Raw genomic sequence first — 24043 nt, 5'->3', positions numbered from 1 at the left:
TCTACTTCTATTAATATTTATTAATGTAAACCGTTTTCTTGTTTACAAATTCCTGAATGCCATCTTGCGAAAGTTCACGGCCATATCCGGAGTTTTTAGTTCCGCCAAAAGGCAGCCTCTGATCGCTTTTTACCAGTTCGTTTACAAATACTGCTCCTTCATTAAATATGGGCACTAATCGGAATGCTTTTTCGAAATCTTCTGTAAAAATGGTAACGCCAAGTCCGAATGGACTATTGTTTGAAAGTGAAATAGCTTCTTTTTCATCCTTAAAAGTCGTGATTCCAATTAATGGACCAAAAACTTCTTCTTTAAAAATCGACATATCTGTCGTCACGTTTCCAATAACAGTCGGTTCAAAATAAGCCTTATTCCTTTTTCCTCCCAGTAAAACTTCTCCGCCTTTATCCAATGCATCTTGAAGCTGTTTTTCCAATTCCTCAGCAAGGTCCACTCTTGCCATTGTTCCTATCGTTGTTTCTTCACTCAAAGGATCGCCCGAACGAAGTTTGCCAACTTCTTCTATAAAAGCTTTTGTAAACTCTTCTGCAATAGACGATTCTACTAAAAGACGTTTTCCCGCGATACAGCTTTGCCCCGCATTCTGAAAACGTGCTTGAACACAAGTTTTAACCGTTTTCTGCAAATTGCAATCTGCAAAAACCACCAAAGCATTACTGCCTCCTAACTCTAAAACTGTTTTCTTAATTTCATTTCCAGCAACAGCGGCTACGGCTCTTCCTGCGGCTTCGCTTCCTGTTAGTGTAACAGCTTTAATTTTAGGATTTTTAATGATTTCTTCTACCATTTTACTTCCAATAGGCAAATTTGTAAAACATCCTGCAGGAAAGCCTGCTCGATCAAATATTTTTTCAATGCTCATGGCGCTTTTCATCACATTGCTGGCATGTTTTAAAACGGCAACATTTCCCGCCATTAATGCTGGAACTGCAAAACGCATCACTTGCCAGAAAGGATAATTCCATGGCATAATGGCTAAAACAATTCCTATTGGTTCGTAGCTTACATAACTCTTATGGGCTTCTGTTTCTATTATTTTATCGGCAAGCATCTTAGAGGCATTCTCAGCATAATAATCACATAAAGCAGCACATTTTTCTACTTCTGCCAATGCCTGAGTAATCGGTTTTCCCATTTCTTGGGTAATCACCTCGGCGTATTCTCGTGCGTTTTTCCTTAACTCTTGACCAGCAGCTTTCATTAAAACGGAACGTTCAGAAAAGGGAATTTCTTTCCAAATCGCGTATTGAGTGTCCGCTCTATCAATTGCATTTTCTACTTCTTTCCTATCAAATTCAGCAACTTCATAGACAATCTCTTGATTATAAGGATTTATAGACTTTATCATAACATTATTTTTTATCGTATTTATTTAAAAACGATATAAAAGGTACAATTTATTTTTAGTTTTTAAATTGTGTAAAGGCTGTTTTTTTGATGAAAGTCTCTTTTTAAAACAAAAAAAAAGAGACTGCCTAAACAGTCTCTTCTGATATTCTGATGTTAGAAATTCTTTTTTCAATAGTTATATCACATTATGTTAAAGCACCTAAATTGAAATATAACAGGAATTTGAAATTCTTATCCTGGACAACTCGTACCAATTAATCTGCAAAGCTGTTCTCCACTTGGATAAGGAGGACAACAATAATTACCTGGTTTTGGACATACTCCATCAACACACGCTAAACCTCCTTTTACACTTCTTTTTTCAGTTTTAGTTAGCTCAGCAACACCGTCTAACTTTAAAATGTTTTTTAACATAGCATATAGTTTTTAATATTAGTTAATACCTCAATCGGTTTAAAGACACTTGAAGTTTATGTCTATTCTTGCGCAAGAATTTTTTATATATTTTTAAATACTATCAAACTACTTTTCTTAAACTTTTTGCTTCTGAGAAATCACCTAGAAAGTATCTTATGTCACTTATTTCATATTCATGAGGAAAGATTACATTATTTACAATTTTCACTGGCGTGTAATTAAATTGATTTTCGCGACACCAATCGTATTGCAATTCTACTTGTTGATTTATTTTCATGCTAATAGCACCTGAATTCCATTTATCCAACCATTTATCCAATCCCATTTTCTTTATGTGCCAATCTGAAATTGCCTCTAAAACAGAGTCCTTATTTTTGCTATTAATTTCCAATAATTGATCTACCACAATTTTATATGGATTGTTCGCATTATCAGGATTAATATTGAATAAAACTTTGAGAGATATTTTTTCTGGATATTTAGTTATTAATTCCATAGATTCCGCAAAAGCTTTATGGCAATACCCGCAACTTGGACTTAAAATAATTAGAAGTTCAACATCAGCATCAATTTTACCAAACTGAAGACCTTCTAGCTTATTAAAACCAGCCAAAACCGGAATCTCTTTGGTCAACGAATTGAAGATCCCGAAATTTCTTTTAAATTTTTTCAATTTGTTTACCTCTTCTTCTGCTTTCATTTTACCCGTTAAAATAGGTTTTATAGCTAACCAAGAGGTGCCAATTACTATTAACGAAAACAAATAAGGAAAAAGACTAGAAGCACTATAAACAAATGGTTGCATCATAAAGATCCAAACAGCACTTTGAAGAATTATAATAGCGGAAACTGTCAAACACAACAAACACCATTTTTTAAGCTGCCATTTTTGTATATAAATAGAATAAACAATTACAGGGAGAGATAGTAAACTTAAAAGTCCAATTACAACACTTGATCCAGAAGGATTGGCTAATACCGCAAGTAAATTGATACCGAAAAAAAGAACAGGCAAATCTGCAAAATTAATCCATTTATTAATCTCTCCTTTATTGGAGCCAATCACAGAGTCACAAGATGCACTAGGACTCATACTACAAAATTTAGATACCATTTCGTTTTTTACACCTAGTTTTTCTTGAACAATAAAAACGCTGAAAATAAGGCCTGCAAGTGAGGTTAAAAGCAACAGAATTTCACTAATGCCATAACTATTATAAACAAACGAAACTATTACCAAAGCAAGAATAGCTAAAGCATAATAGTGCCAATTTGAAGCGGTCTTAAAGCTTGCTGACTTTGAAGTTTCATTTGGTTCAATAACTGCTACAATTCCATCCCAATCTTGAATAAAATCATCAAGAAGTAAAACCTTCTTTCCTTCCTTTTCTGTCTCAATAGTTATGGTGTTTTCTTTTTGAGTGGCCAACACTATATTGTTTTTGTGTACAGCGAAAAAAGAATCTGGCAATTCAGATAATTGCTCTTTTTGAATTCTTACAGCTACATTTTCTATGGATAATAAATCAAAAGTGTCGGTAATGGCAAATAGACTAGGATAATCAGGATGAGATTGAAATAAGTCTTCGAATTCTTCTGTTTGATCTTTATAATTATTGATGCTTAAATACTTTTGAACTAATTGTACCATGTCTAAAGATTATGTTTGTTTCTTGTAAATGTAATTTAAATCTTTCAAAACAAGCAAGTTTTTTCAGTAAAAAAAATAGTACATTTTGGGATATTTTTTGATAATTTCGACAAAACAATGCAATATAAATACTATATCTGCACAAACATTAACATATCCTCAATATAAACAATCCAAGTATTTATCGGTCTTTTTTAGGATTTTAAGCATATAATTAAATTTTACAATAGTCATAAAAATTACTCTAGTTTTCTTCAAATTGAGCATCTGCCTATTTAGACATTTGTCAAAATTTGGATCTCAAAAAAGTTAAAATTTGTGCCAGAGCTATAAAAGAAATCTCAAGATTCTGAGTGTGCCAAAACTTTTTTGGATCTAAAAAAAATTAAAAAGCCTCATTTTACCTTCATTTTTTTTAAGTTGATTTCTACTCTATTGACAATTTTCCTTGTTCCGAAAAACTTCTCCATATCAATCTTATCTGTTTGATTATACAACAAATAGACACACTGGATTTCTGTGTACGTAAAAACGTACTTTATTACTCCTCGTATAAATTATTAATAATCAACTTTACACTTTCGGTTTCAAATACTACTATCTATTTTACTAACTATTAATTGTTTACTAACCTTAAAATTTAAAAAATGAAGAAAATCATAAAATTATCTTGTATGCTGGCTACTGCAGCATTATTATTTTATTCCTGCGAAAAGGAACAAGATTTAGAGGTATCTCAAACTGCTAAAAAAGATACCGACTTAATCGCGAATAGAGACACTGTTTCAAATAATTCTGCCATACAAGCCGGTACAACAGCAAAAGGAACGGCTGGCGCAAGAACCATTACTTTGCAAACCAACACCTTATCTTGCCCAGGTGGATTGTGTACCTCTTATGGTGTTTGGTCTACAGGCGTTTATACTGTTTGGTTTCAAATGAAATTTAACAATGGATTTTATTGGAGCCGAGGCGGAAAATGTGGATATGGTATCTTAATTGGTGACCAAAATACGGGTGGTGATGCTGCATGGGATGGAAATGGCGGTAGCGCAAGATTTATGTGGTATTGCCCAAGCGGTTCTAATACGGCTAAAGGAAGCGGCGCTTATCTTCAACCTTATGTATATTATAGAGATCAGCCGGGACAATACGGTAATGATTTCGGAAAGAAATATTACATACAGGAAGGTGTTACTTATAATTGCCAGATATCTGTGAAGTTAAATACAGGATCAAATACTGATGGATATGTAAAGTATTACGTGAACGGTACAGAGATATTGAACGAAAAAATTCGCTGGGTAACCAACGATGCTAAGCGAAATGTAAATGCAGTGAGTCTTCACACTTTCCGTGGAGGAAGTCAAAGCTATTGGACAGCTCCTGTAACAAGCTCTATCTACTATCCTAGTGCATCTTGGGATGCTCTATAGTGTTTAACGCACTTTAAAAAACATTTGAACCGAAAAAATAAACCCAGCAACTTCGATGCTATTAATTATCATAAAAGCATCGAAGTTGTTATTAGTTTAAAGACTTTCTACAATTGCTTTTTGAAGCAAATACTAGTTTCTATTCCGGCATATTGTCCGTAGTTTTCGATAACAGTATACGTTTTAGTGTACAATGCAACTGCTTCTGTTTGCACATTGCTGGTTTCTAAAACGGTCGATGCATAACCTAATTCTTTAGCCCAGTTTTCCAGTTCATTTAAAACCTTAGATGCTATGCGTCTTCCTCTGTATTCGTCGGAAACAAACATGCGTTTTACCTCAACAGATTCGTTATCAAACTGTTTTATGGCTCCGCAACCCACTGCAATTCCGTTGATATAAGCAATAATGACGTGCTTAATGGCATCAACCTTATTAAATTGGTTGAAGTATTCCTGCATATCGCCATTTCGGCTTGCTAAATTCTCATCTAGTTTTACAATTAAACTGGCGAAATCTGCATTTTGAGAAGTCGTTCTTACGAGTTCCAGATCTTCAGTATATCCGTATATTTTCATATCTATCAAATCTTCTTCTCTTTTTCTATAATCTTTTTTTAGAAGTCCTTCATATACAAATCCAGAGCGTTCGGCTACTTTAATGCTTGCAGCGTTTTCTTCTGCAATTTTCATAAAAAGTCTATTAAACTTTTTAGTTGCAAAACACCAGTTTTTAAACGCCGTTAATGCTTCGGCAGCATAATTATTACCGTTGTATTCTTTTAAAATAAAATAGGCTAGTTCGCCTTTTGGAATTCTCCAATCGATTTCCCGTACAGATATATGTCCAATAAATTCATGGCTTTCTTTTGAAAATATACCGCAAGCATAACTTTTATTTTCTTGCCAATCTATCTCTTTCTGTTCGAGATATTTTTTTGTCGATTCTAAGCTATCATTCACTTTTATCATGTTTGCAAAGTAATCATACAAATATTCGCTGTTATCGGTTATACTTTTAAAAAAACATTCCGAATCTTCTATTCTGTAAGGTTTTATAAAAAGGTTTTTGGTTATTATCATTTTGTGGTTCTTTGTAGTTGTGTTTTCTAGGGATAAAACTAGACAAAAACCTAATGCGCAAAAATGCTATTTTTTAATTTGTTAATGCGTTTTTTGCATTACGCTCCTTTTTTTGACAATTCGTTAAAGTGCATTAAAAAATAAATACCAAAAATTAAAAGTCGACTCGCATCTATTGGTATTTTTTAAACAACGCCGACATGGTCTCAACATCCAAAGCCTCAAGATCATTAAGCTTTAGCGACTTGACCATCTTAAGTGTAGATGTTTTGTAAAGTAAAAAATGAGGCGTTTTTAAATGAGACTGATATGCTTCAGTATTAGCATAAATTTCTAATATTTTTATCTGATTTGGATTGTCTTTTTGAAACATTGGAAAAATAGCAATCACTCCAGGCTCTAATCTAATAGATGCCTCTGCTTCTTCTTTAAGAATAGCTTTGTATTGCTCAAGATAATCGGGTATTATCTCAACTTCTGCAATGCGAACCATTTGATCTTTATTTTGTGCCATAATACCAAGTGAGAAAAAAGTAAATAAAAACGATACTTTAATTTTATTCCAAAATACATTCATAAATTAATTCTTTTGTCTTGAATTTATAATTACCCTAGTTTTAATCCATTACTAGCGCGTTTAAATATACTGAAAATATAAAGATTTGTCTGTATAATTGTTTTGGCTAATAGTTTAAAATTGAAATATTTTACTAAATCAGCTTGTTTTTAATCTCTTTGTATTTCGAACGTCCAATGGGTAGTAAGTCACCGTTTTTTAGCTGTATGCTGTACTTTCCTCCTGCTTCTACCACAATTTTGTCTGCTTGTTCCCAACAGAAAATATAGGATTTGTGTATTCTTTCAAATGTTACGGGACGCAGCTTTTCTAAAGCTTCAAGCGATTTATCGTGTAATTCTATTTTGTTATTTGCCAAATGCAATTCAGTATAAATCCCTGCCCCTTTAATGTATAGAATCTCATTAATTGGCACGAGTCTAAATGTCTTTGCTTTTCTTACCGCCAAAAAACGAACATCTCCGCCCGATTGTTTTCCCTGTGTCGTAAAACGCATAAAGGCTTGCTCCAATCTGTTTTGATCGAAAGGTTTGGGTACAAAATCCAAAACTCCATAATTGAAAGCTGTAATAGCTTTATCAGTATAGGCAGAAATAATAATGGTCTGAAACGGTCCTGCCACAAAAATCTGCAAGATTTCAAATCCGTCTTCTCCATTCAGATTTAAATCTAATAGCAAAAGATCGATTGGATTATTCTCAATCGCAATCAATCCATTTTCGAGAGAATCAGAAAGTAGAATTTGCACGTCTTTGTCAAAAAAATCACGTGTCATTCTTTCTACTCTTTTGGCAATACGAGCTTCGTCTTCAATTATGAGTATCTTCATCTTAATCAAAAATTTTAATGATGGTCTCCCACCCTTTTTCTACAGCATGAGAATCAAAAGACCAATTGGTGCCATAACTTTCTGTTAGTCTGGCTTCGATGTATTTAAATCCAGTTCCTACCCGCTTATCTTTTTTAGTTTGTCTATTTTTAGCTAAAGTCAATAAAGTGTATTCTTTGTATTGCTTCTCTCGGGCGAATTTTAAACAGAAAACAATACAGCCTTCTTTTGGAGGAAGACTATGCGTAATTCCGTTTTCTATTATGGTATGAAAAATAGCTGGCGGAATCGTTTCATTTTCGTCTATTCTTTCTTCCTGCCATTCATAACAAATTTCTTTACGAAAAGACATTACTTCCAAATGTCTTCGGCACAAATCAATCTCTTGTCTAATTGGAATAAGTGTGTCTTCGGCAATATCATTCATTATATCAAATTCTTCCGCCAGAGCGCGAATAAAAACAACTCCTTCTTTAGGCGATTCCTCAATCCAATCAATCAGCGAGGTTAAAGTATTTCGAAGAAAATGCGGCTGAATATTTTTCTTAATCAATTCTAATTGCAATCTGGAAGAAAGCAGCAATGATGCATTATGAGCTTCTTCCATTGCTTTTGCCCGTATCGTATGGAGATAGAGCATACAAAGCACCAAAATGGTAAAAGCAATAAACAATCCGAAGTCATAAAACATAAAATAGTTGACCACTACTCCTGCCAATAAACCCGCCGCAACTATAAGTCCGCCTTTTGCTTTTCTAATGGCGGCTTCAATAGCGATTATAATAGAAAAGAAACGAGCAGTAATAGTAAAATAGGCTGCCGAAATATCATAATGACCATAATACCCAATATAAACTGCTAAAAGGACAATGAACAAAAAAAACAGCACTAGTTTCTTTCTTTTAAATTCAAACTGCAACATAAAATACCACGGTATGAGCATTGAAACAGCAAAAGTGAGCCACCCGATAATCTTTAAACGAGTATAAAATTCATTATAAGGAATGTCTAGATAATACTTGACATATTCGATAATGAGCAAACAAAAGAAAAGCAGGCAAATAATTCCGAAGAGCAAAACGGCTAGTTCTTTACGGGTACTATTGAGATAGAGAAAAAAATAGTAAATGCCTGCAATAAGAAAAGCACCTGCCATAATATTCATAAAAGAAACCACGATAAGCGGTGAACGTTGAAGTTGCAGATAATCTTTAAGTTTTACATCGATACCGCGCTGTGCTTCTCTATTGTAGGTTTGCGAACCCATTAAAACAACGGTGTGTTTCCCGAGTTTAGACAAATCGTTTGGTATTTGATAATACGATGTTTCTGTTCCTGGCACCTCAACACGATCTGCTTGTGCCATTTGACCATTTCTCCCAATCAAAACTCCATCCCAATACACATCAAAAGCACCAAAAGCATTTATTTGAAGCCCTAACGATTGAGAAGTGTTTTTTCGTTTTTGTATTTCAACGTCTGTTTCAAATCTAAAACTTGAACTATCCGGTTTATCCCAATCCATCTTCTGATGATCGTAATCAACATCATATGTTACATCGGTTGTAACGTACTCTTTGTAATAGTTACAAGAGGTACACATGAGAAGAAGTAAAACGATAAAAAAGTAAGATTTATACATGAGATAAAGATAGAACAAATATCGAATTGCCAAATGCTTTTGAGAAGCTTATAGAGCCGTTTGAATGTTTTAGAAAACGGTGCTTTCTTTTATGAATTAATCTTGTACAACAAAATCAATCAAAATGAAATCTCTAATAATCAAAACCTTAATTCTCTTTATTCCATTTTTAGGAATAGGACAGCAAACCGTTATTTCTGGTAAAGTTCAAGACAGCACTACAAAAGAAGTACTGCCTTACGTAACAGTAACCATACAAGATAATGCCTCTAAAACATTGGCCACAGCCATAACAGACGACCTTGGCTTATTTACTATTGAAGCAGCCTCAACTGGTTCGACAAGTATTTCATTTAGTTACACGGGGTATCAAAATCATATCCAATCTTTAATTGCAGGAAAACAAAAAATTGATTTGGGAACAATTGAATTAACTACCAATATGGTACAATTAAAAGCAGTTGAAATTAGCGGTCAAAAATCGAATGTTAGTTTAAAACTTGACAAAAAGGTTTTTGAAGTGGGTAAAGATGTGCTTTCGCAAAATGGTTCTGCTCACGATGTATTAAATGGAGTTCCATCTGTTGCTGTTGATGCTGCGGGAACGGTAAGTCTTCGTGGAAATAGTAATGTTTTGATCTTAATTAACGGAAGACAATCTGGACTTACCCAAAGCAATGCGCTTGATCAGATTGCAGCCGACCAGATTGAACGAATTGAAGTTATTACCAATCCTTCTTCAAGATATGATGCTGCGGGTTCTGCGGGGATTGTTAATATTATATTGAAAAAGAACAAAAAAAGCGGTTTTAGCGGTCAGATTAGATTGGTTGCGGGCTCGCCAAATGATAGTCGTCTTAATCCGAGCCTTAATTTTAAATCAAACAAAATCAATATTTTTTCCAATTTCAGTATCCGTTCTAGCGATTATGTGGGTTTGTACACCACCGATCAGGTAACTAATAGTACCACTTCTCCAAATTACATGCATCGCGTGCAGAATGAAGATCGTCACGACGATGGAAAATTGCTTTATATGGGTGCCGATTATTTTATTAATGAACATCAAACGATTACGGCTGCTTTTTTAAAGAATGCCACACATGATAATGATAAAACCGATTTGCGTTATCAGTACGATAGTGATCAAGGCAATACCACACCTGATAGTCTTTTGACGAGACATGGAAAATCATTGGAAAAACGGGATTACAGTCAAATTGAGTTTAATTATACACGAACATTCCAACAGAAAGCAAAAAAATGGACTATTGACGTTCAATACGATTGGTGGAACAGCGACAAAAAATGGGATCTTTCTACACAGCGTTTGCTTCCAGACATAATGGTTTATCCTAGCATTAGAACAAGTTCTGTAGGAAACAGCAGAGATTTTCTGGCTAAGACCGATTTTATTCAGCCAATTGACAGTCTTTCTACTTTGGAATTTGGATTAAAAACTGAGATTAGAACGGTTACAAGCACTTATCTGGCAGAAGAACAACAGGACAATAATTGGATCGTTTATCAGAACATTGATAATGATTTAAATTACGACGAAACCATAACGGGCGCTTATACACAATTTAGCAGTAAAATCAATAAGTTTAGTTATATGTTGGGCTTAAGAGCCGAACTTACAGATATTGCTATTAAAGATGTAGAAAATGCGTATAGCGATAAAAAAAACTATAACAAACTCTTTCCTACTATCAATCTAGCTTATAAGTTTGATGCTTCGTCATTACAGTTAAATTACAGTAAACGCATTAAACGTCCGTCCTTATATGCTTTATATCCTTTCAATGAAGTCACCGATTTAAATGCACAATATATCGGAAATCCTGATTTAAATCCTTCCTATACAGATGCATTTGAAATGGCATTTCTTAAAAATTGGAAAACATTTACTTTGAATCCTTCGCTTTATTATCAATACGAAAAAGGCTTTATTCAAGATTATACGTATCGCCAAGATGATATCTTTCTTACCACACCCATAAATATTGATTACGAAATAAGAAGCGGAATTGAATTATCGACATTATACAATCCGTTAAAATGGTTTCAGGTTAATGCCGAAATGAATTATTATCACTTCAAACAAAAAGGAAATTATAGAGACGAAAACCTAGATTATAGCAGTCAAAACTTTACTGCTCGCTTAAGCACGCAGATTAAACTTCCTGCTAAATTTAGTTTTCAAGGCCGTTATAACTTTCGTGGAGAAAAACGCAATGCACAAATTACCAGCGAAGCATTACAATTAATTGATTTCGGATTTAGCAAACTCCTCCTTAAAGATAAAGCTACTATTGTGTTTGATATTACGAATGCTTTTAATCTTCGTCAATACAAAAGCGTTACCACTGGAACCGATTATGTCATTAAAGATAATAGCATTCCAAATGCAGAGAGATATCGCTTGAGTTTTGTTTATCGTTTTAATCTAACCGATGCAAAAGCAATTCGACAAGCCAATGATGCTAATAGAGATTGATGTTCGTACAATAGCTAAGAAAAACAAAAACAAGAAGTTGTAGTATAAAACAGAAATAAATGAAGAAAATAATCATTATATTCACAGTACTTTTAACTGCATGTAATTCTAAAAAAAAATAGTATGAGTTCAACAGAAATATTTCCAAAAGGAGAACCTCTTTCTAAAGATTGGTTTACAGGCAATGCATTTTTGAAGCCTTTGATTGCAAGAGACAAGAACAATGAGTTTTCAGCAGGCAGCGTAACTTTTGAACCTGGAGCAAGAACGAACTGGCATACACATCCAAAAGGTCAAGTTCTGTTGGTTATTGAAGGCCATGGACTTTATCAAGAAAAAGGCAAACCTGCTCAAATCATTCAAAAAGGAGATGTAGTCAATATTCCCGAAAATGTAGAACATTGGCATGGTGCTAGCGCAACAACTACAATGGTTCATGTGGCAATCACTAACTTTAAAGAAGATACTCAAGTTACTTGGCTCAATCCTGTTACTGATGAAGAGTATAAAACTGCGAATGAAAATTAAATCATAAAAAAGCCCTCTATAAACAGAGGGCTCTTTTCATTCTTTTTATCAAAACTTATCGCCAGCCCAATGCAGGTGCAACGTGTTCTAAAATAGAAGACAAAATATGAATATTGTAATCTACACCTATGGTATTCGGAATAGTTAGTAATAAAGTATCTGCTTCTTGAATAGCTTCATCTTGAGCAAGTTCTTCAATTAGTTTATCGGGTTCTGCTGCATAGCTTTTACCAAAGATGGCTCTTTTGTCTTGCTCGATATAACCAAAACTATCATTGCCTTTGGCTTGTCCGCCAAAATAATATCGATCCTGCTCATTGACCAAAGCAAATATCGAACGACTTACCGAAACTCTTGCTTCACGCTGATGGCCAGCATTTTTCCAAGCCTCTTTATACAATCTTATCTGTTCGGCTTGCTGCACATGAAAAGGTTTTCCGTTTTCATCATACTTAAGCGTAGAACTCTGAAGATGCATTCCGTTTTCGGCAGCCCAAACGGCCGTTGCATTCGACGCAGCTCCCCACCAGATTCTTTCTCTTAATCCTTCAGAATGCGGTTCAATACGCAACAATCCAGGCGGATTTGGAAACATTGGGTACGGATTTGGTTCTGCAAACCCTTCACCTTTAAGTTTATCTAAAAACTCTAGTGCTTTTTTACGGCCCATATCGGCATCCGTTTCTCCTTTTTCTGGTTCATAACCAAAGTAACTCCAACCGTCAATAACTTGTTCTGGTGATCCTCTACTAATTCCTAACTGCAAACGACCTTCCGATATTAAATCGGCAGATCCAGCATCTTCTACCATGTACAATGGGTTTTCATAACGCATATCGATTACGCCAGTTCCGATCTCGATTTTACTTGTTTTCGCTCCTACTGCTGCAAGCAAAGGAAAAGGCGATGCCAGTTGTTGCGCAAAATGATGTACTCGAAAATAAGCACCATCTATACCTATTTCTTCAGCAGCCACTGCTAAATCAATGGATTGCAACAATGTATCTGCCGCTGTACGAGTTTTATATGACGGATGATTAGCCCAATGCCCAAATGATAAAAATCCTATTTTCTTCATAATGGCTTTATTTTTTTATTCTCTCAAATATACGGATAACTAATAAGAAAAAGAAAACCATGTCTTTTCTTGAAAAGTACATGGTTTTGCTTATCTATAAAATTATCAAAGCAGATAATTTTGCCTTCTAATTTTCTAATTATTGCTTAGGGTCTACGCTTAAAGGAGGAAGATTAACTTTCTTTTCATTCATCATTTTTTTCACTTGTTCGATAGTTCTATATCGTTCAATCTGCATTTCACCCGTAAAAGTTTCGCTCTGAGGTGCTCTTGGAGGAATCTGAGCATAAGTTTTCATCAGATCAGCAATAGCTTGATTAAAAATTATTGCAGTCCATGTTTTCTCTGTCCAGCTGTTCATAAACAAATCATAACGTTCTTGTGGATCTTGCCATAAATTATAAATAGCAGGAACTGTCGCTACATAGCTTTCATCTCCTCTCCAACCAAGCTGTTGTCCAGGTGCGTCACTTCCGGCAATAGCACCATTATCTCCTCGGGTATTAAATACTGCTTTGAATTTTCCGATTCGTACAGCACCTGGCGATAATTCTGCTTCTGTAAAATAAAACCATTTGTCGCGAAGTGGTGTTCCTTTTTTAAACAATACGTTTGACATATCATAACTATCAAAAACCATATCAGCACCTGCTCTGTCTTTTTTAGGAAGTTCTACTCCAGCAAGACTAGCAAATGTTGCCATAAGATCTAGTCCGCCTACAATATCATGACTTTGGCTTCCTGCTTCAATTTGTCCAGGCCACCAAGCAATTGCAGGTACACGGCTACCTCCTTCTCTATCCGTTCCTTTTGTACCTCTAAAAGGTGTATATCCAGAATCAGGATGTACATCTTGCCAAGCGCCGTTATCTACTGTGTATATTACGATAGTATTTTCCGCAATACCCAAAGAACGAATCTTATCCATAATTCGGCCTACATTGTAATCCATCTCTACAACAGCATCTGAATATTTGCTCTTACCTGGCGATTTGCCAACAAATTCTTTGGAAGGAAGATTAGGCTGATGGTTTTTAGCAAAGTTGATACACATAAAGAACGGATCTTTGCTTTTTCCATATTCATCAAGTTGTTTCAAATTATTCTCTACCATCATCATATCTAGCTCGGCGATATTATCTTCAGTAACTTTGCTTACTTCACGCGCTTTTCCTCCCGCTTCACCTTCAAGTATACCAGTAGTTACTTTTTTAAAAAACGCTAACATTTCTGGAGACATCTCTGGATTCCAAGACTGAAAAGCATAAGTATAAGCATTCAAATGATAAAGCACTACATTCTGCATTTTATCAAAACCGTGGGCTATTGGCATAGAATAGTCTGCTTCTCCAAGGTGCCATTTTCCCGAAAAATAGGTTTTATAATTGGCTTTTTTTAGTACCGAAGCTAGAGTCCATTCTTCTTTGGGCAATCCGCCTCCTTGTCCCTGAAAAGCAACGGTAGTCATACCACTTCGATTCGGAATACGTCCTGTTAGCATCGCAGCTCTTCCTGGTGTACAACTTGGCTGTCCGTAAAAGGACCAGAACTGCATTCCTTCTTTAGCCATTTTGTCCAGATTAGGTGTAGGCATTCCGCGTCCAACTCCTCCGCCGTACACTCCTAAATCTCCCCAGCCAGTATCATCAGAAATTACCATAATGATATTAGGCTTCTTTTTGGTTTGTGCGCTTATGTATCCTATAAAAGTGAAACACAGCAAACCAGCAAAAATAAATTCTAAGGCATTTTTTTTCATGGTTTTAAATTTTAATTAAATATGGGTTGTTTAAAATCTTGGCAAAAAAGTGCAGTAAGAAATAGCGTTTTTTACTTCTCAAAGAATTCCAGAATGAGAAACTTTTTTGATAACCTAAATTACAGCTAATAAGAGAGCCGTTTTTTCTAAACTGGTTGCAAATTATAATATGCAACGAGAATATAAATTTTCTAAATAAACCTTTCTTAAAATTTAATTCTTAAAAACGCTGCTTGATTTATAAATTTTCACCTTATTATATTTTTTCAAGCTTAAGTGAGATTTGTTTAAATTTCTAAAAAAACAAAGACAATTCGAGCAAATATCTTAATTATCAAAATGTTAAGTTGCAAGTTTTCTTGTTCCAAATTATAATTTGAAACATCTCCACCTGTCATTTTGTGTAATTATTCTCACTTTATGACATATTTTTGAATGGCTTAAAAAATTCCTTCCTAAACGCCTCTCCCCATATCTTTTTCCTGCTCCTCGATTTTTATAATCAATTATTGATACATCTAAACTAAAAACAAATAATTATGGATTGGATTATTACTACATTAAAAGATTATCCCGAACTGGCCATTTTTCTCACGCTGTCACTAGGTTATTTTATCGGAAAATTTAAAATCGGAAGCTTTTCTTTAGGAACGGTTACCAGTGTTTTGCTTGTGGGAGTCTTAGTCGGACAATTAGACATTGTCATTTCTCCCAATGTAAAATCGGTCTTTTTCCTTATGTTTCTTTTCGCTGTTGGATACAGTGTCGGACCCCAATTTTTTGGAGGTTTAAAAAAAGACGGACTGCCTCAAATGCTTTATGCCGCGGTAGTATGCGTTTTATGTTTGATCTGTCCGTATCTAATAGGAAAAATTATGGGCTACGACATGGGATTAACCTCTGGAATGCTTGCAGGCTCTCAAACCATATCTGCGGTAATTGGTGTCGCGTCTGACACTATCAATCAGCTTAGTATTCCTGCCGATCAAAAAGCAGCATTAATCAACAAAATTCCAGTTGCATACGCTGTAACTTATATTTTCGGAACTGCAGGTTCTGCTTGGTTATTGGCTTCTCTTGGTCCAAAGTTATTAGGCGGTAATTTAGTCGAAAAAGCAAAAGAACTCGAGATTCAGCTTGGAGGCGATGCCATTGGCGATGATCCAAGTATTGCCTCTGCTTATGATCGTGTGATATATAATGCATATCAAATCTCTTCAAACTCGTATGCTAATAACAAAACAGTGGCTGAAGTTGAAAATGAATTGGAAAGAAATAAAAGACGTTTGTTTATACAGCGCATCCGGAGAGGAAAAGAAATTATAGACGCTTCTCCAGAATTTGTAATTCAAGAAAATGATGTTGTTGCACTCGGCGGAAGAAGAGAATACATGATGAATTACGTTGCTGTAAATGAAAAAGAAGTTTTAGATATCGAACTTCTAAATTTTCCAGTAGAAGTATTAAGTGTACTCGTTGTAAAGAAAGAAGTAATAAATAAAACCCTTGCCGATTTACGCCATTTAAAATACATGCACGGTGTTGTGGTAAGGTCTTTAAAGCGAGCTGGGATCCAGATGCCGATATTACCCAATACAGTTCTTCAAAAAGGAGATATGATCGAACTTATTGGTATTAAACGAGACGTAGATCAAGTTGCTACACACATTGGTTATCCAGACCGTCCAACAAATTCTACCGATATGGCTTTTGTTGGTTTAGGAATAGTATTAGGAGGATTACTTGGCGCATTAACCATTAAAGTAGGCGGAGTGCCAATAAGCCTTAGTACAAGTGGTGGTGCCTTAATATCTGGACTTTTCTTCGGATGGCTAAGAGGTCAGCACCCTACTTTCGGGCGAATTCCAGAGCCTGCTTTGTGGATTATGAATAATGTGGGTTTAAACATATTTATTGCTGTAGTGGGTATTACAGCAGGACCAAGTTTTATAGTAGGTTTTCAAGAAGCTGGCTGGGGACTTTTCATTGCGGGTGCTGCAGCAACAGCCATTCCGCTAATACTCGGACTTCTTATAGGAAGATACATTTTCAAATTCCATCCTATTATAACCTTAGGATGTGCTGCCGGGGCAAGAACAACTACTGCCGCCCTTGGAGCTTTGCAAGATGCCGTAAAAAGCAAAACCCCAGCATTGGGTTATACCGTGACCTATGCCGTTGGTAATACGCTACTCATTATATGGGGCGTCGTCATTATTTTAATCATGAGTTAGTCGAATTTTTTATATAATCTCTAAACATTTTAGTTATGGCAATTGATATTTCAAAAATAAAAACATCAAGAGAGGTAGAAAAAACACTTCAGACCCTCAGCCCATTTGAAATTAAAAATGAATTAATTCATTTGGCAGATGAAAGTGCGCTTAAATCTACAGCGATTACACTTAATGCCGGAAGAGGAAATCCGAACTGGATTGCTACAGTTCCTAGAGAAGCTTTTTTCCTTTTCGGACAATTTGCATTAGAAGAATGCCGCAATGTTATGGAAGAACAAGGCATTCTCGCAGGAATTGTACAAAACAAAAGCGGAGTAGCTTCTCGTTTTGAAGCTTTTTTATTGAAACATAAAGATACTCCTGCTGCTGCACTTTTAGAAAAAACATATCATTATGGTGTAGACAAACACGATTTTGATGGCGATGCGTGGATCCGTGAATGGATTGAAGCTGTAATCGGATTTAACTATCCTGTCCCAGATCGTATGCTAAGTCAGATAGAAATTATTGTTCATGATTATTTGGTACAGGAAATGTGCGGTGCAGGAAACGATAAGGGCAAGTATGATATTTTTGCTGTTGAAGGCGGAACTGCTGCAATGTGTTACATTTTTGATTCGCTTATGCAAAACCACCTTACCGAGCGTGGCGATAAAATAGCCTTGCTTACGCCTACTTTTACGCCATATATCGAAATTCCTGAATTAGATCGATACAAATTTGATGTCGTTTATGTAGAAGCAAGCGGAGTTGGCGATAACGGATTCCATACTTGGCAATATCCAAATTCTGAATTAGAAAAACTAAAAGATCCTGCCGTTAAAGTGGCTTTTGTGGTAAATCCGAGCAATCCGCCATCTTCGGCGATGAGTACTGAGACGCTCAATTATATCGCTGATATAGTAAAAAATCATAACCCCGGTTTGATGGTGATTACAGATGACGTTTATGGAACTTTCGTTAATAATTTTAGATCATTAATGGCTATTATTCCACAAAATACTATCACAGTATATTCATTTTCAAAATATTTTGGCTGTACAGGCTGGAGACTTGGAACGATTGCCATTCATCAAGACAATATTTTCGATAAAAAAATTGCCAATTTAAGTCCGGATCTTAAAAAAGAACTGCACGATCGTTATTCTTCTCTGACATTAGAGCCAGAAAAAATCAAGTTTATTGACAGACTCGTTGCCGATAGCCGACAAGTAGCTTTAAACCACACGGCAGGATTATCTTTACCTCAGCAATTTCAAATGATGCTTTTCTCTGCATTTTGTTTATTGGATACTCAGGATGTTTATAAAACCCTTACACAGTCTATTATTCACAAACGCCTGAGCTTGTTATGGGAAGGATTAGAAGTTCCGATTCTAGAAGATCCAATGCGTGCAGGATATTATTCTGAAATCGATATTATGGTGGCGGCAAAACACTTTCACGGTGATGATTTTGCCAATTGGCTGAAAACAAATTTTGAACCCGTTGATGTATTGTTCCGCTTGGCAGAAAAAACAGCAATCGTACTTTTAAATGGAGGCGGATTTGCTGGTCCAGAATGGAGTATCAGGGTTTCTCTTGCCAATCTTCCTACTGATAGTTATCTGATTCTTGGGAAAAATATCCGTAAAATTTTATTGGAATATGTAACCAGCTGGGAAAACTCAACAAAATAATAGACGCTTAAATTAAAATATTAAACCTATGAAAAATTTATTTACTTTATTATTATCCGTTTTATTGGTAACAGGTATTTATGCTCAAAAATTACCTAGAATAAAAATATTGGCAACTGGAGGAACAATTGCCGGACAAGGCGCATCTGCAGATCGCTCTGCTTATACTGCGGGACAATTGCCCATAAAAGATTTAATCGCAGCAGTTCCAGGAATTGACAAAGTTGCCGAAATTTCTGGAGAACAGATTTCAAATGTAGGAAGTCAGGATATGACTGTGGAGATTTGGATTAAGCTGAATAAAAGAATCAACGAAATTTATAAAAATAATGAAGCTGATGGTATCGTAATCACTCACGGAACCGATACGCAGGAAGAAACAGCTTATTTTTTATCATTGACCGTAAGATCTGATAAACCTGTAATCGTTACCGGTTCTATGCGTCCAGCAACAGCCATAAGCGCAGACGGTCCAAAGAATTTATATGATGCCGTAACTTTAGCAGCTTCTAAACAAGCAGCGCACAGCGGTGTTTTACTAGTATTTAATGAATATATCTTTACGGGAAGAAATGCTGTAAAAACGAGCACTACTCACTTAAATGCTTTTACAGCACCAAACAGCGGTCCAATCGGACAGGTTTATGACGGAAAAGTTTCTCTTTATGAAAATCCGATTAGAAAAACCAATAAAAATACTCCGTTTGATATTACAGGCTTAACCACTTTACCAGAAGTAGCTGTTGTCGAATTATACGCTGATGCGCCAGCAACTGCCATAAATGCGTATGTAGCGTCTGGAGTAAAAGGAATTGTGACTGGCGGTTTAGGTAACGGAAATCTAAATAAAGTAAACTCAGATGCTGCGGCTAGCGCTGTTAAAAAAGGAATTGCCATTGCAAGAGCTTCTAGAGTACCGTCTGGAAGAGTTACTTTATTTGACGAAACCGATGATCAAAAGCTTGGTACTATTGTCGCAGATGATTTAATTCCTCAAAAAGCGAGAATTTTATTAATGTTGGGACTTACCCAAACTACAGACAGTAAAAAACTCCAAGAATACTTCTTTGAGTATTAAACCATTTGATATTGTAAACTATGCGTATCTTAACTTCAATAATTTTGAGCGTTTTTCTGGCAACGGGTGCCTATGCACAACAGGAAAAACAGACTGATACCGTTCTCAATCATAAAACTCCCCTAATAAAAGCAACCAAAGTTGATTTGCTCAATAATGTCGATTTAATTTTCAATACTCAGGTTGGTTTTAACAGCTATATTGAAGACGGAAAATATACTAGCAGTAAATTTGAAGTGAACCAATTTAGATTGGAAGTAAAAGGGAAAGTGTATAAGGATAAAGTATTTTTTAGGTTTAGAGACCGATATACTAAAGAGACTGAACCACAATCTACAGACAATATCAGCAGTTCTACAGACTTGGCTTTTATTGGGTATAATATATCCAACAGGACAAGTATTGCCATTGGAAAAATGACCGCAAACTGGGGTGGTTATGAGTTTGACATGAATCCAATTGACATTTATCAGTACAATGATATTGTCGATAATTCAGATAACTTTTTAACTGGAGTTCAGTTCAACTGGGAACTCAATAAGGATCATGTTTTTTCTGCTCAGATTTTAAATTCTCGAACTAAAACTTTTCCTGAACTCTATCAAAATGTGCCAAATGTCGAAGAAGCAAAATTCCCTGCTGCCTATGTTGGAAACTGGAACGGTAGTTTTTTAGATGGAAAATTTAAAACGATTTACAGTTTCAGTATTTTTCAGGAAGCTTCAAAAAATGGACACCCCGTAAATATGTATTATACGGCATTAGGAAATCAGTTTCGAACCAAAAAATGGCTTTTTCAATATGATTTCAAATGGAGCAGCGAAGATCTGGATCGAACAGGAGTTGTGACTTCTTTAATTCCAGACACGGTTCTAGATCATGCGGCAGAAAATGTATATTATATCGAACATTGGCTGAGAACTGTATATTCATTGAATGAAAACTGGAAAATTTCGGCAATTGGAATGGTTAGCACGGCTTCATGGAAAGATATACCCGATCCAAATGTCAGCTCTAGCCGAATCCGTACCGCGTGGGGCGTTATTCCGACAGTAGAATTTTATCCAATTAAAAACTTTAATTTAAAGTTCTTTGCTACTTATGTCGCTCGTTTTTATGAGTACAGCGATTATTCAAAAACAAGTTTAGGGCAATCTAATAGCACTACTGGAAGAATTATGATTGGTATAATTTCGCCTCTAGTTGTATTATAAAATTTTAAATAATTAACTCCATGAGAAATGCTGAAATAAATCGAGTTTTACGATTTGTTCCAGCATTTCTAATTTGTTCTCTCGCAGATTAGGCAGATTTAAGAATAATTTAAAATGCTTTAAGTTAAGCTTCTTTTGAATAGCCTACAGCTTCAGCTGGAGGTATTTAATGATTGTAATAACAAGGCTTTAGCCAAATCACGTATGTTTGGCTAAAACCATCTTGATTCTCTTTATTTAAACTCCAGCTAAAGTTGGAGCCAATTCAAATTAATAACTGGTTTATAAACATTTCACCCGTGTCCCCGTGTTTGAAACCACGGGCTATGTTTGAATATATGCGTAATGATTGGCAACACGCAACACGCAACACGCATAACTCATAACTTCATAACCTTTTTTATGAATAGCCTCCAGCTTCAGCTGGAGGTATTTAATAATCGCAAGAATAAGGCTTTAGCCAAATTGCGCAATTTAGGCTAAAGCCATTCTAATTCCCTTTATATAAAACTCCAGCTAAAGCTGGAGCCAATTCAAATTAATAACTGGTTTATACGCATTACCTGTATCCCAGTTCCCCGTGGTTGAAACCACGGGCTATGTTTGAATATATTGTGTAATGATTAGGCAACACGCATAACTCATAACTCAAAACTCATAACTCATAACTCTCTTCAAATATTTTAAACGAATAAAACAAATCGTACTATAAAAAGCAAAAAGCAGAATAAGATGCAATAAAACTGATGGATTATCCCATAAACTGGCACCCGATTGTACAATAGCAGTATACAAAACAATAAAAGGCGTTGTAGGCAAAAGATTAGACAGCCACTGCAATGCTAGCGGAAGCGATTCAAATGGCCAACTGTATCCTGTAATCAAGAAAATCGGATAAGTTGAAAAAGCCATCATCTGCAAACAAAGTAATTGCGATTGGAACAAAGAACCTATAAACTGCGCCATCGGAATTAAAGTAACAATAAACAAAAGCAGCAATAAGCTTAACTCGAATCCGCTGCCTCTCATGGGTAAATTAAGCAGTTGGTAATTTACATTTAAAAAGAAAAAACCATACGAAGAAAAAAGTATCAAGTAAAACAATCCTTTTCCCCAAATACCATTAGAAATGCCAGAACCCAGCCACTCGCCTAAACGAGAACGCTGACGCTCGCCGGCGACACTTTCGCACAAACCAATTAATAAAGTTTGCTGTAAAATCAAAGCCAACAATCCTGGCAGTAAAAATGCGCCATAACTCGATCTTTCGTTAAATAGAGGACGATAATCTAAGTTTACAGGCATTACATTTTCCATCGCAATGGTAGTGCTCATGCCTTCTTTCTTTTGATAATATTGAAGTCTCACTCCTGCTCCAACGGTCAAACATATCTGCTGCACATTTAACAACAGATCACTCGATGGAAGAAATCTCGCGGCATTGATTGCCAATACTACATTGCTTTGTTTTAAACTCAATAAATTGGCTTCTGTTCCTTCTGGAATATAAAAATAGCCTTGGCAATTCCCTTGATACATCTGTTCTTTTGCCTGTTCCAAATTCGAAAAATGAACGAGTTCTACAATTGGGGAATCATCTATATTTTGCTGCAGCAAACGTGATAATCTGGAGCCATCATCATCTACCACAGCCAATTTTACATCGAATTCTTCTTTATTGATATAAATGCTTCCGTAAAAAAAAGCATACAGCAAAGGAGCGATAAGAAGCGTAAGCAGCAAACTATGATCCTTTACTACTTGTGAAGCTTCTCTCAAAAAGAGATTAATCAGCGATTGTTGCGGTTTCTTTTTCATCTTTAATCGAATTAAATTGACGTTTAAACAACAACATTGCTGTCGGGTACATGACCAAACAAAACAATAAGAGTTTGGTCATTTCTCCTTGAGCATATCTTAAAGGCAAATTCATATAATACACCTTAAAAAATCCGTCTAAAAAAGCGGTATAAGGCATAATAAGCGCATAATACTGATCGTACCAAGGCATTGCCCATCTCGGAAAAGTAAATCCACTGAACACAAAAGCAGGCGAAGTATAAAAAAGAGCCACATCTCCAGAAAGCATTACATCTTTAAACAAAGCCGATATAAACATTCCGATACCAATGCATGCCAGAGAAAGCATGGTGTATAGTACAAAAAACTTTCGCGTAGCTACGGGAACCCCGATATCGAAAAAAGTAAAAATAATTCCCGTAATGATGATAAAATTAATCCAGCTGATGGCTAGATGCGCAATTGTTTTTCCGACAATTACTCTGAGAACAGAACCTTTTGACGAATCGTACAATTCTTGCATCGTTCCTGTAACCCATTCATAATTTAAAGCCAGCATAGAACTGATAATCAGAATCATCTGCATTCCGACAGTTATTAAACCTGGAACCAAATATTCCTGATAATTATAAGTTGGATTATAAAGCTGATAGGTTCTCAGACTAATCGGATTTGCAATCGCCATGGCTTGATCAGATTTCATTCCCGTTTTTACCAGTTTCTGCAAAATTACCCCTGTACTTCCTGTAATTACAACTTCGGCGACAGCCTTATAAACTAACTTAGCAGGAACAAGCGCGGCGGCATTGGTATACAAAGTCACATTACTCGGATGACGGCTGTAGATATTCTTCTGCAGATTTGCAGGAAAATGAACAGCACCCAATATTTTACCTTCTTGAATCAGTTTTTTAACTTCGGCTTCACTGCTTACTCTTCTGGTAATCTGCAACGTTTCTTTTTGTTCTAATAAAAAAATTAGCTCTCGGCTTATGGCGCTTTGATCTTCATCCCAAATTGCAAATGCTAAATTCTTGGCATCTTGTTTTTGGTAAATAAGAGCATAAAAGAAAAACAAGGCTACAGGAACAACAAGCATGACCAAGTAAAAAACCTTTAAACTCAGAATGCGCTTCCACTCTCTAATAATTATGTTCAGCATCAA

General features: G+C 35.6%; 18 protein-coding genes. 7 read left to right on the top strand and 11 right to left on the bottom strand.

The genetic code is table 11. The features are described 5' to 3' along the window. Positions 1-10: 10 nt before the first annotated feature. From ACFO3N_RS17175 to ACFO3N_RS17165, 3 genes are all read right to left on the bottom strand, one after another. Complete coding sequence (locus ACFO3N_RS17175; RefSeq protein ID WP_379799749.1) at positions 11-1369, bottom strand: NAD-dependent succinate-semialdehyde dehydrogenase; 1359 nt, start codon at positions 1367-1369, stop codon at positions 11-13. A 233-nt stretch (positions 1370-1602) separates the two neighbouring features. Next, on the bottom strand, positions 1603-1785 hold the full coding sequence (locus ACFO3N_RS17170) for a hypothetical protein (RefSeq protein WP_379799747.1): 183 nt from the start codon (positions 1783-1785) through the stop codon (positions 1603-1605). Positions 1786-1888: 103 nt separating this feature from the next. Beyond that, on the bottom strand, positions 1889-3439 hold the full coding sequence (locus tag ACFO3N_RS17165; RefSeq protein WP_379799745.1) for a vitamin K epoxide reductase family protein: 1551 nt from the start codon (positions 3437-3439) through the stop codon (positions 1889-1891). 647 nt (positions 3440-4086) lie between these two features. Between ACFO3N_RS17165 and ACFO3N_RS17160 the strand changes: the two genes are divergently transcribed. Next, on the top strand, positions 4087-4875 hold the full coding sequence (locus ACFO3N_RS17160; protein ID WP_379799743.1) for a polysaccharide lyase: 789 nt from the start codon (positions 4087-4089) through the stop codon (positions 4873-4875). A 107-nt stretch (positions 4876-4982) separates the two neighbouring features. Here the strand turns inward: ACFO3N_RS17160 and ACFO3N_RS17155 are convergent, their stop codons facing one another. From ACFO3N_RS17155 to ACFO3N_RS17140, 4 genes are all read right to left on the bottom strand, one after another. Beyond that, positions 4983-5957 carry a GNAT family N-acetyltransferase gene (locus tag ACFO3N_RS17155; RefSeq protein ID WP_379799741.1) on the bottom strand — a complete coding sequence of 325 codons (975 nt, stop codon included), beginning with the start codon at positions 5955-5957 and terminating at the stop codon, positions 4983-4985. A 172-nt stretch (positions 5958-6129) separates the two neighbouring features. Beyond that, a complete protein-coding gene (locus ACFO3N_RS17150; RefSeq protein WP_379799739.1) occupies positions 6130-6534 on the bottom strand; it encodes a putative quinol monooxygenase in 405 nt (134 codons plus the stop codon). 133 nt (positions 6535-6667) lie between these two features. Next, the gene (locus tag ACFO3N_RS17145) at positions 6668-7363 is read right to left on the bottom strand and encodes a LytR/AlgR family response regulator transcription factor (protein ID WP_379799737.1); all 696 of its coding nucleotides are present in this window, start codon (positions 7361-7363) and stop codon (positions 6668-6670) included. Position 7364: 1 nt separating this feature from the next. Then, on the bottom strand, positions 7365-9005 hold the full coding sequence (locus tag ACFO3N_RS17140) for a histidine kinase (RefSeq protein ID WP_379799735.1): 1641 nt from the start codon (positions 9003-9005) through the stop codon (positions 7365-7367). A gap of 124 nt (positions 9006-9129) precedes the next feature. Between ACFO3N_RS17140 and ACFO3N_RS17135 the strand changes: the two genes are divergently transcribed. Both ACFO3N_RS17135 and ACFO3N_RS17130 read left to right on the top strand, forming a co-directional pair. Continuing rightward, positions 9130-11505: an outer membrane beta-barrel protein gene (locus tag ACFO3N_RS17135; protein ID WP_379799733.1), complete on the top strand. Its 2376-nt coding sequence runs from the start codon at positions 9130-9132 to the stop codon at positions 11503-11505. 123 nt (positions 11506-11628) lie between these two features. Continuing rightward, positions 11629-12033, top strand: a complete 405-nt coding sequence (locus ACFO3N_RS17130; protein WP_379799731.1) for a (R)-mandelonitrile lyase — start codon at positions 11629-11631, stop codon at positions 12031-12033. A 55-nt stretch (positions 12034-12088) separates the two neighbouring features. Here the strand turns inward: ACFO3N_RS17130 and ACFO3N_RS17125 are convergent, their stop codons facing one another. Together ACFO3N_RS17125 and ACFO3N_RS17120 are read right to left on the bottom strand one after the other, a co-directional pair. Beyond that, positions 12089-13111 carry an LLM class flavin-dependent oxidoreductase gene (locus tag ACFO3N_RS17125; RefSeq protein WP_379799729.1) on the bottom strand — a complete coding sequence of 341 codons (1023 nt, stop codon included), beginning with the start codon at positions 13109-13111 and terminating at the stop codon, positions 12089-12091. A gap of 139 nt (positions 13112-13250) precedes the next feature. Then, positions 13251-14870, bottom strand: a complete 1620-nt coding sequence (locus ACFO3N_RS17120; protein WP_379799727.1) for an arylsulfatase — start codon at positions 14868-14870, stop codon at positions 13251-13253. 539 nt (positions 14871-15409) lie between these two features. Here ACFO3N_RS17120 and aspT point away from each other — a divergent pair. The 4 genes from aspT to ACFO3N_RS17100 are packed head-to-tail and all read left to right on the top strand — an operon-like array spanning position 15410 to position 21078. Beyond that, on the top strand, positions 15410-17104 hold the full coding sequence (aspT, locus tag ACFO3N_RS17115) for an aspartate-alanine antiporter (protein WP_379799725.1): 1695 nt from the start codon (positions 15410-15412) through the stop codon (positions 17102-17104). Positions 17105-17139: 35 nt separating this feature from the next. Next, positions 17140-18786 (top strand): aspartate 4-decarboxylase, encoded by a 1647-nt coding sequence (aspD, locus tag ACFO3N_RS17110; RefSeq protein WP_379799723.1) that lies wholly within the window; start codon positions 17140-17142, stop codon positions 18784-18786. A gap of 28 nt (positions 18787-18814) precedes the next feature. Next, positions 18815-19864 carry a type II asparaginase gene (locus ACFO3N_RS17105; RefSeq protein ID WP_379799721.1) on the top strand — a complete coding sequence of 350 codons (1050 nt, stop codon included), beginning with the start codon at positions 18815-18817 and terminating at the stop codon, positions 19862-19864. A 20-nt stretch (positions 19865-19884) separates the two neighbouring features. Then, entirely contained in the window at positions 19885-21078 is a 1194-nt protein-coding gene (locus ACFO3N_RS17100) for a porin (RefSeq protein WP_379799719.1), read from the top strand. A gap of 648 nt (positions 21079-21726) precedes the next feature. On the opposite strand, the gene ACFO3N_RS17095 is transcribed toward ACFO3N_RS17100, so the two are convergent. Both ACFO3N_RS17095 and ACFO3N_RS17090 read right to left on the bottom strand, forming a co-directional pair. Beyond that, positions 21727-22896 (bottom strand): ABC transporter permease, encoded by a 1170-nt coding sequence (locus tag ACFO3N_RS17095; protein ID WP_379799717.1) that lies wholly within the window; start codon positions 22894-22896, stop codon positions 21727-21729. Then, positions 22865-24040, bottom strand: coding sequence for an ABC transporter permease (locus ACFO3N_RS17090; RefSeq protein WP_379799715.1), 1176 nt, complete (start codon positions 24038-24040; stop codon positions 22865-22867). The genes ACFO3N_RS17095 and ACFO3N_RS17090 overlap by 32 nt, the downstream gene beginning before the upstream one ends. Positions 24041-24043 lie beyond the last annotated feature (3 nt).

It is taken from the genome of Flavobacterium chungangensis (assembly GCF_042654045.1).
Lineage (GTDB): Bacteria > Bacteroidota > Bacteroidia > Flavobacteriales > Flavobacteriaceae > Flavobacterium > Flavobacterium chungangensis.
This window is presented reverse-complemented; position numbering and strand designations above follow the sequence as displayed.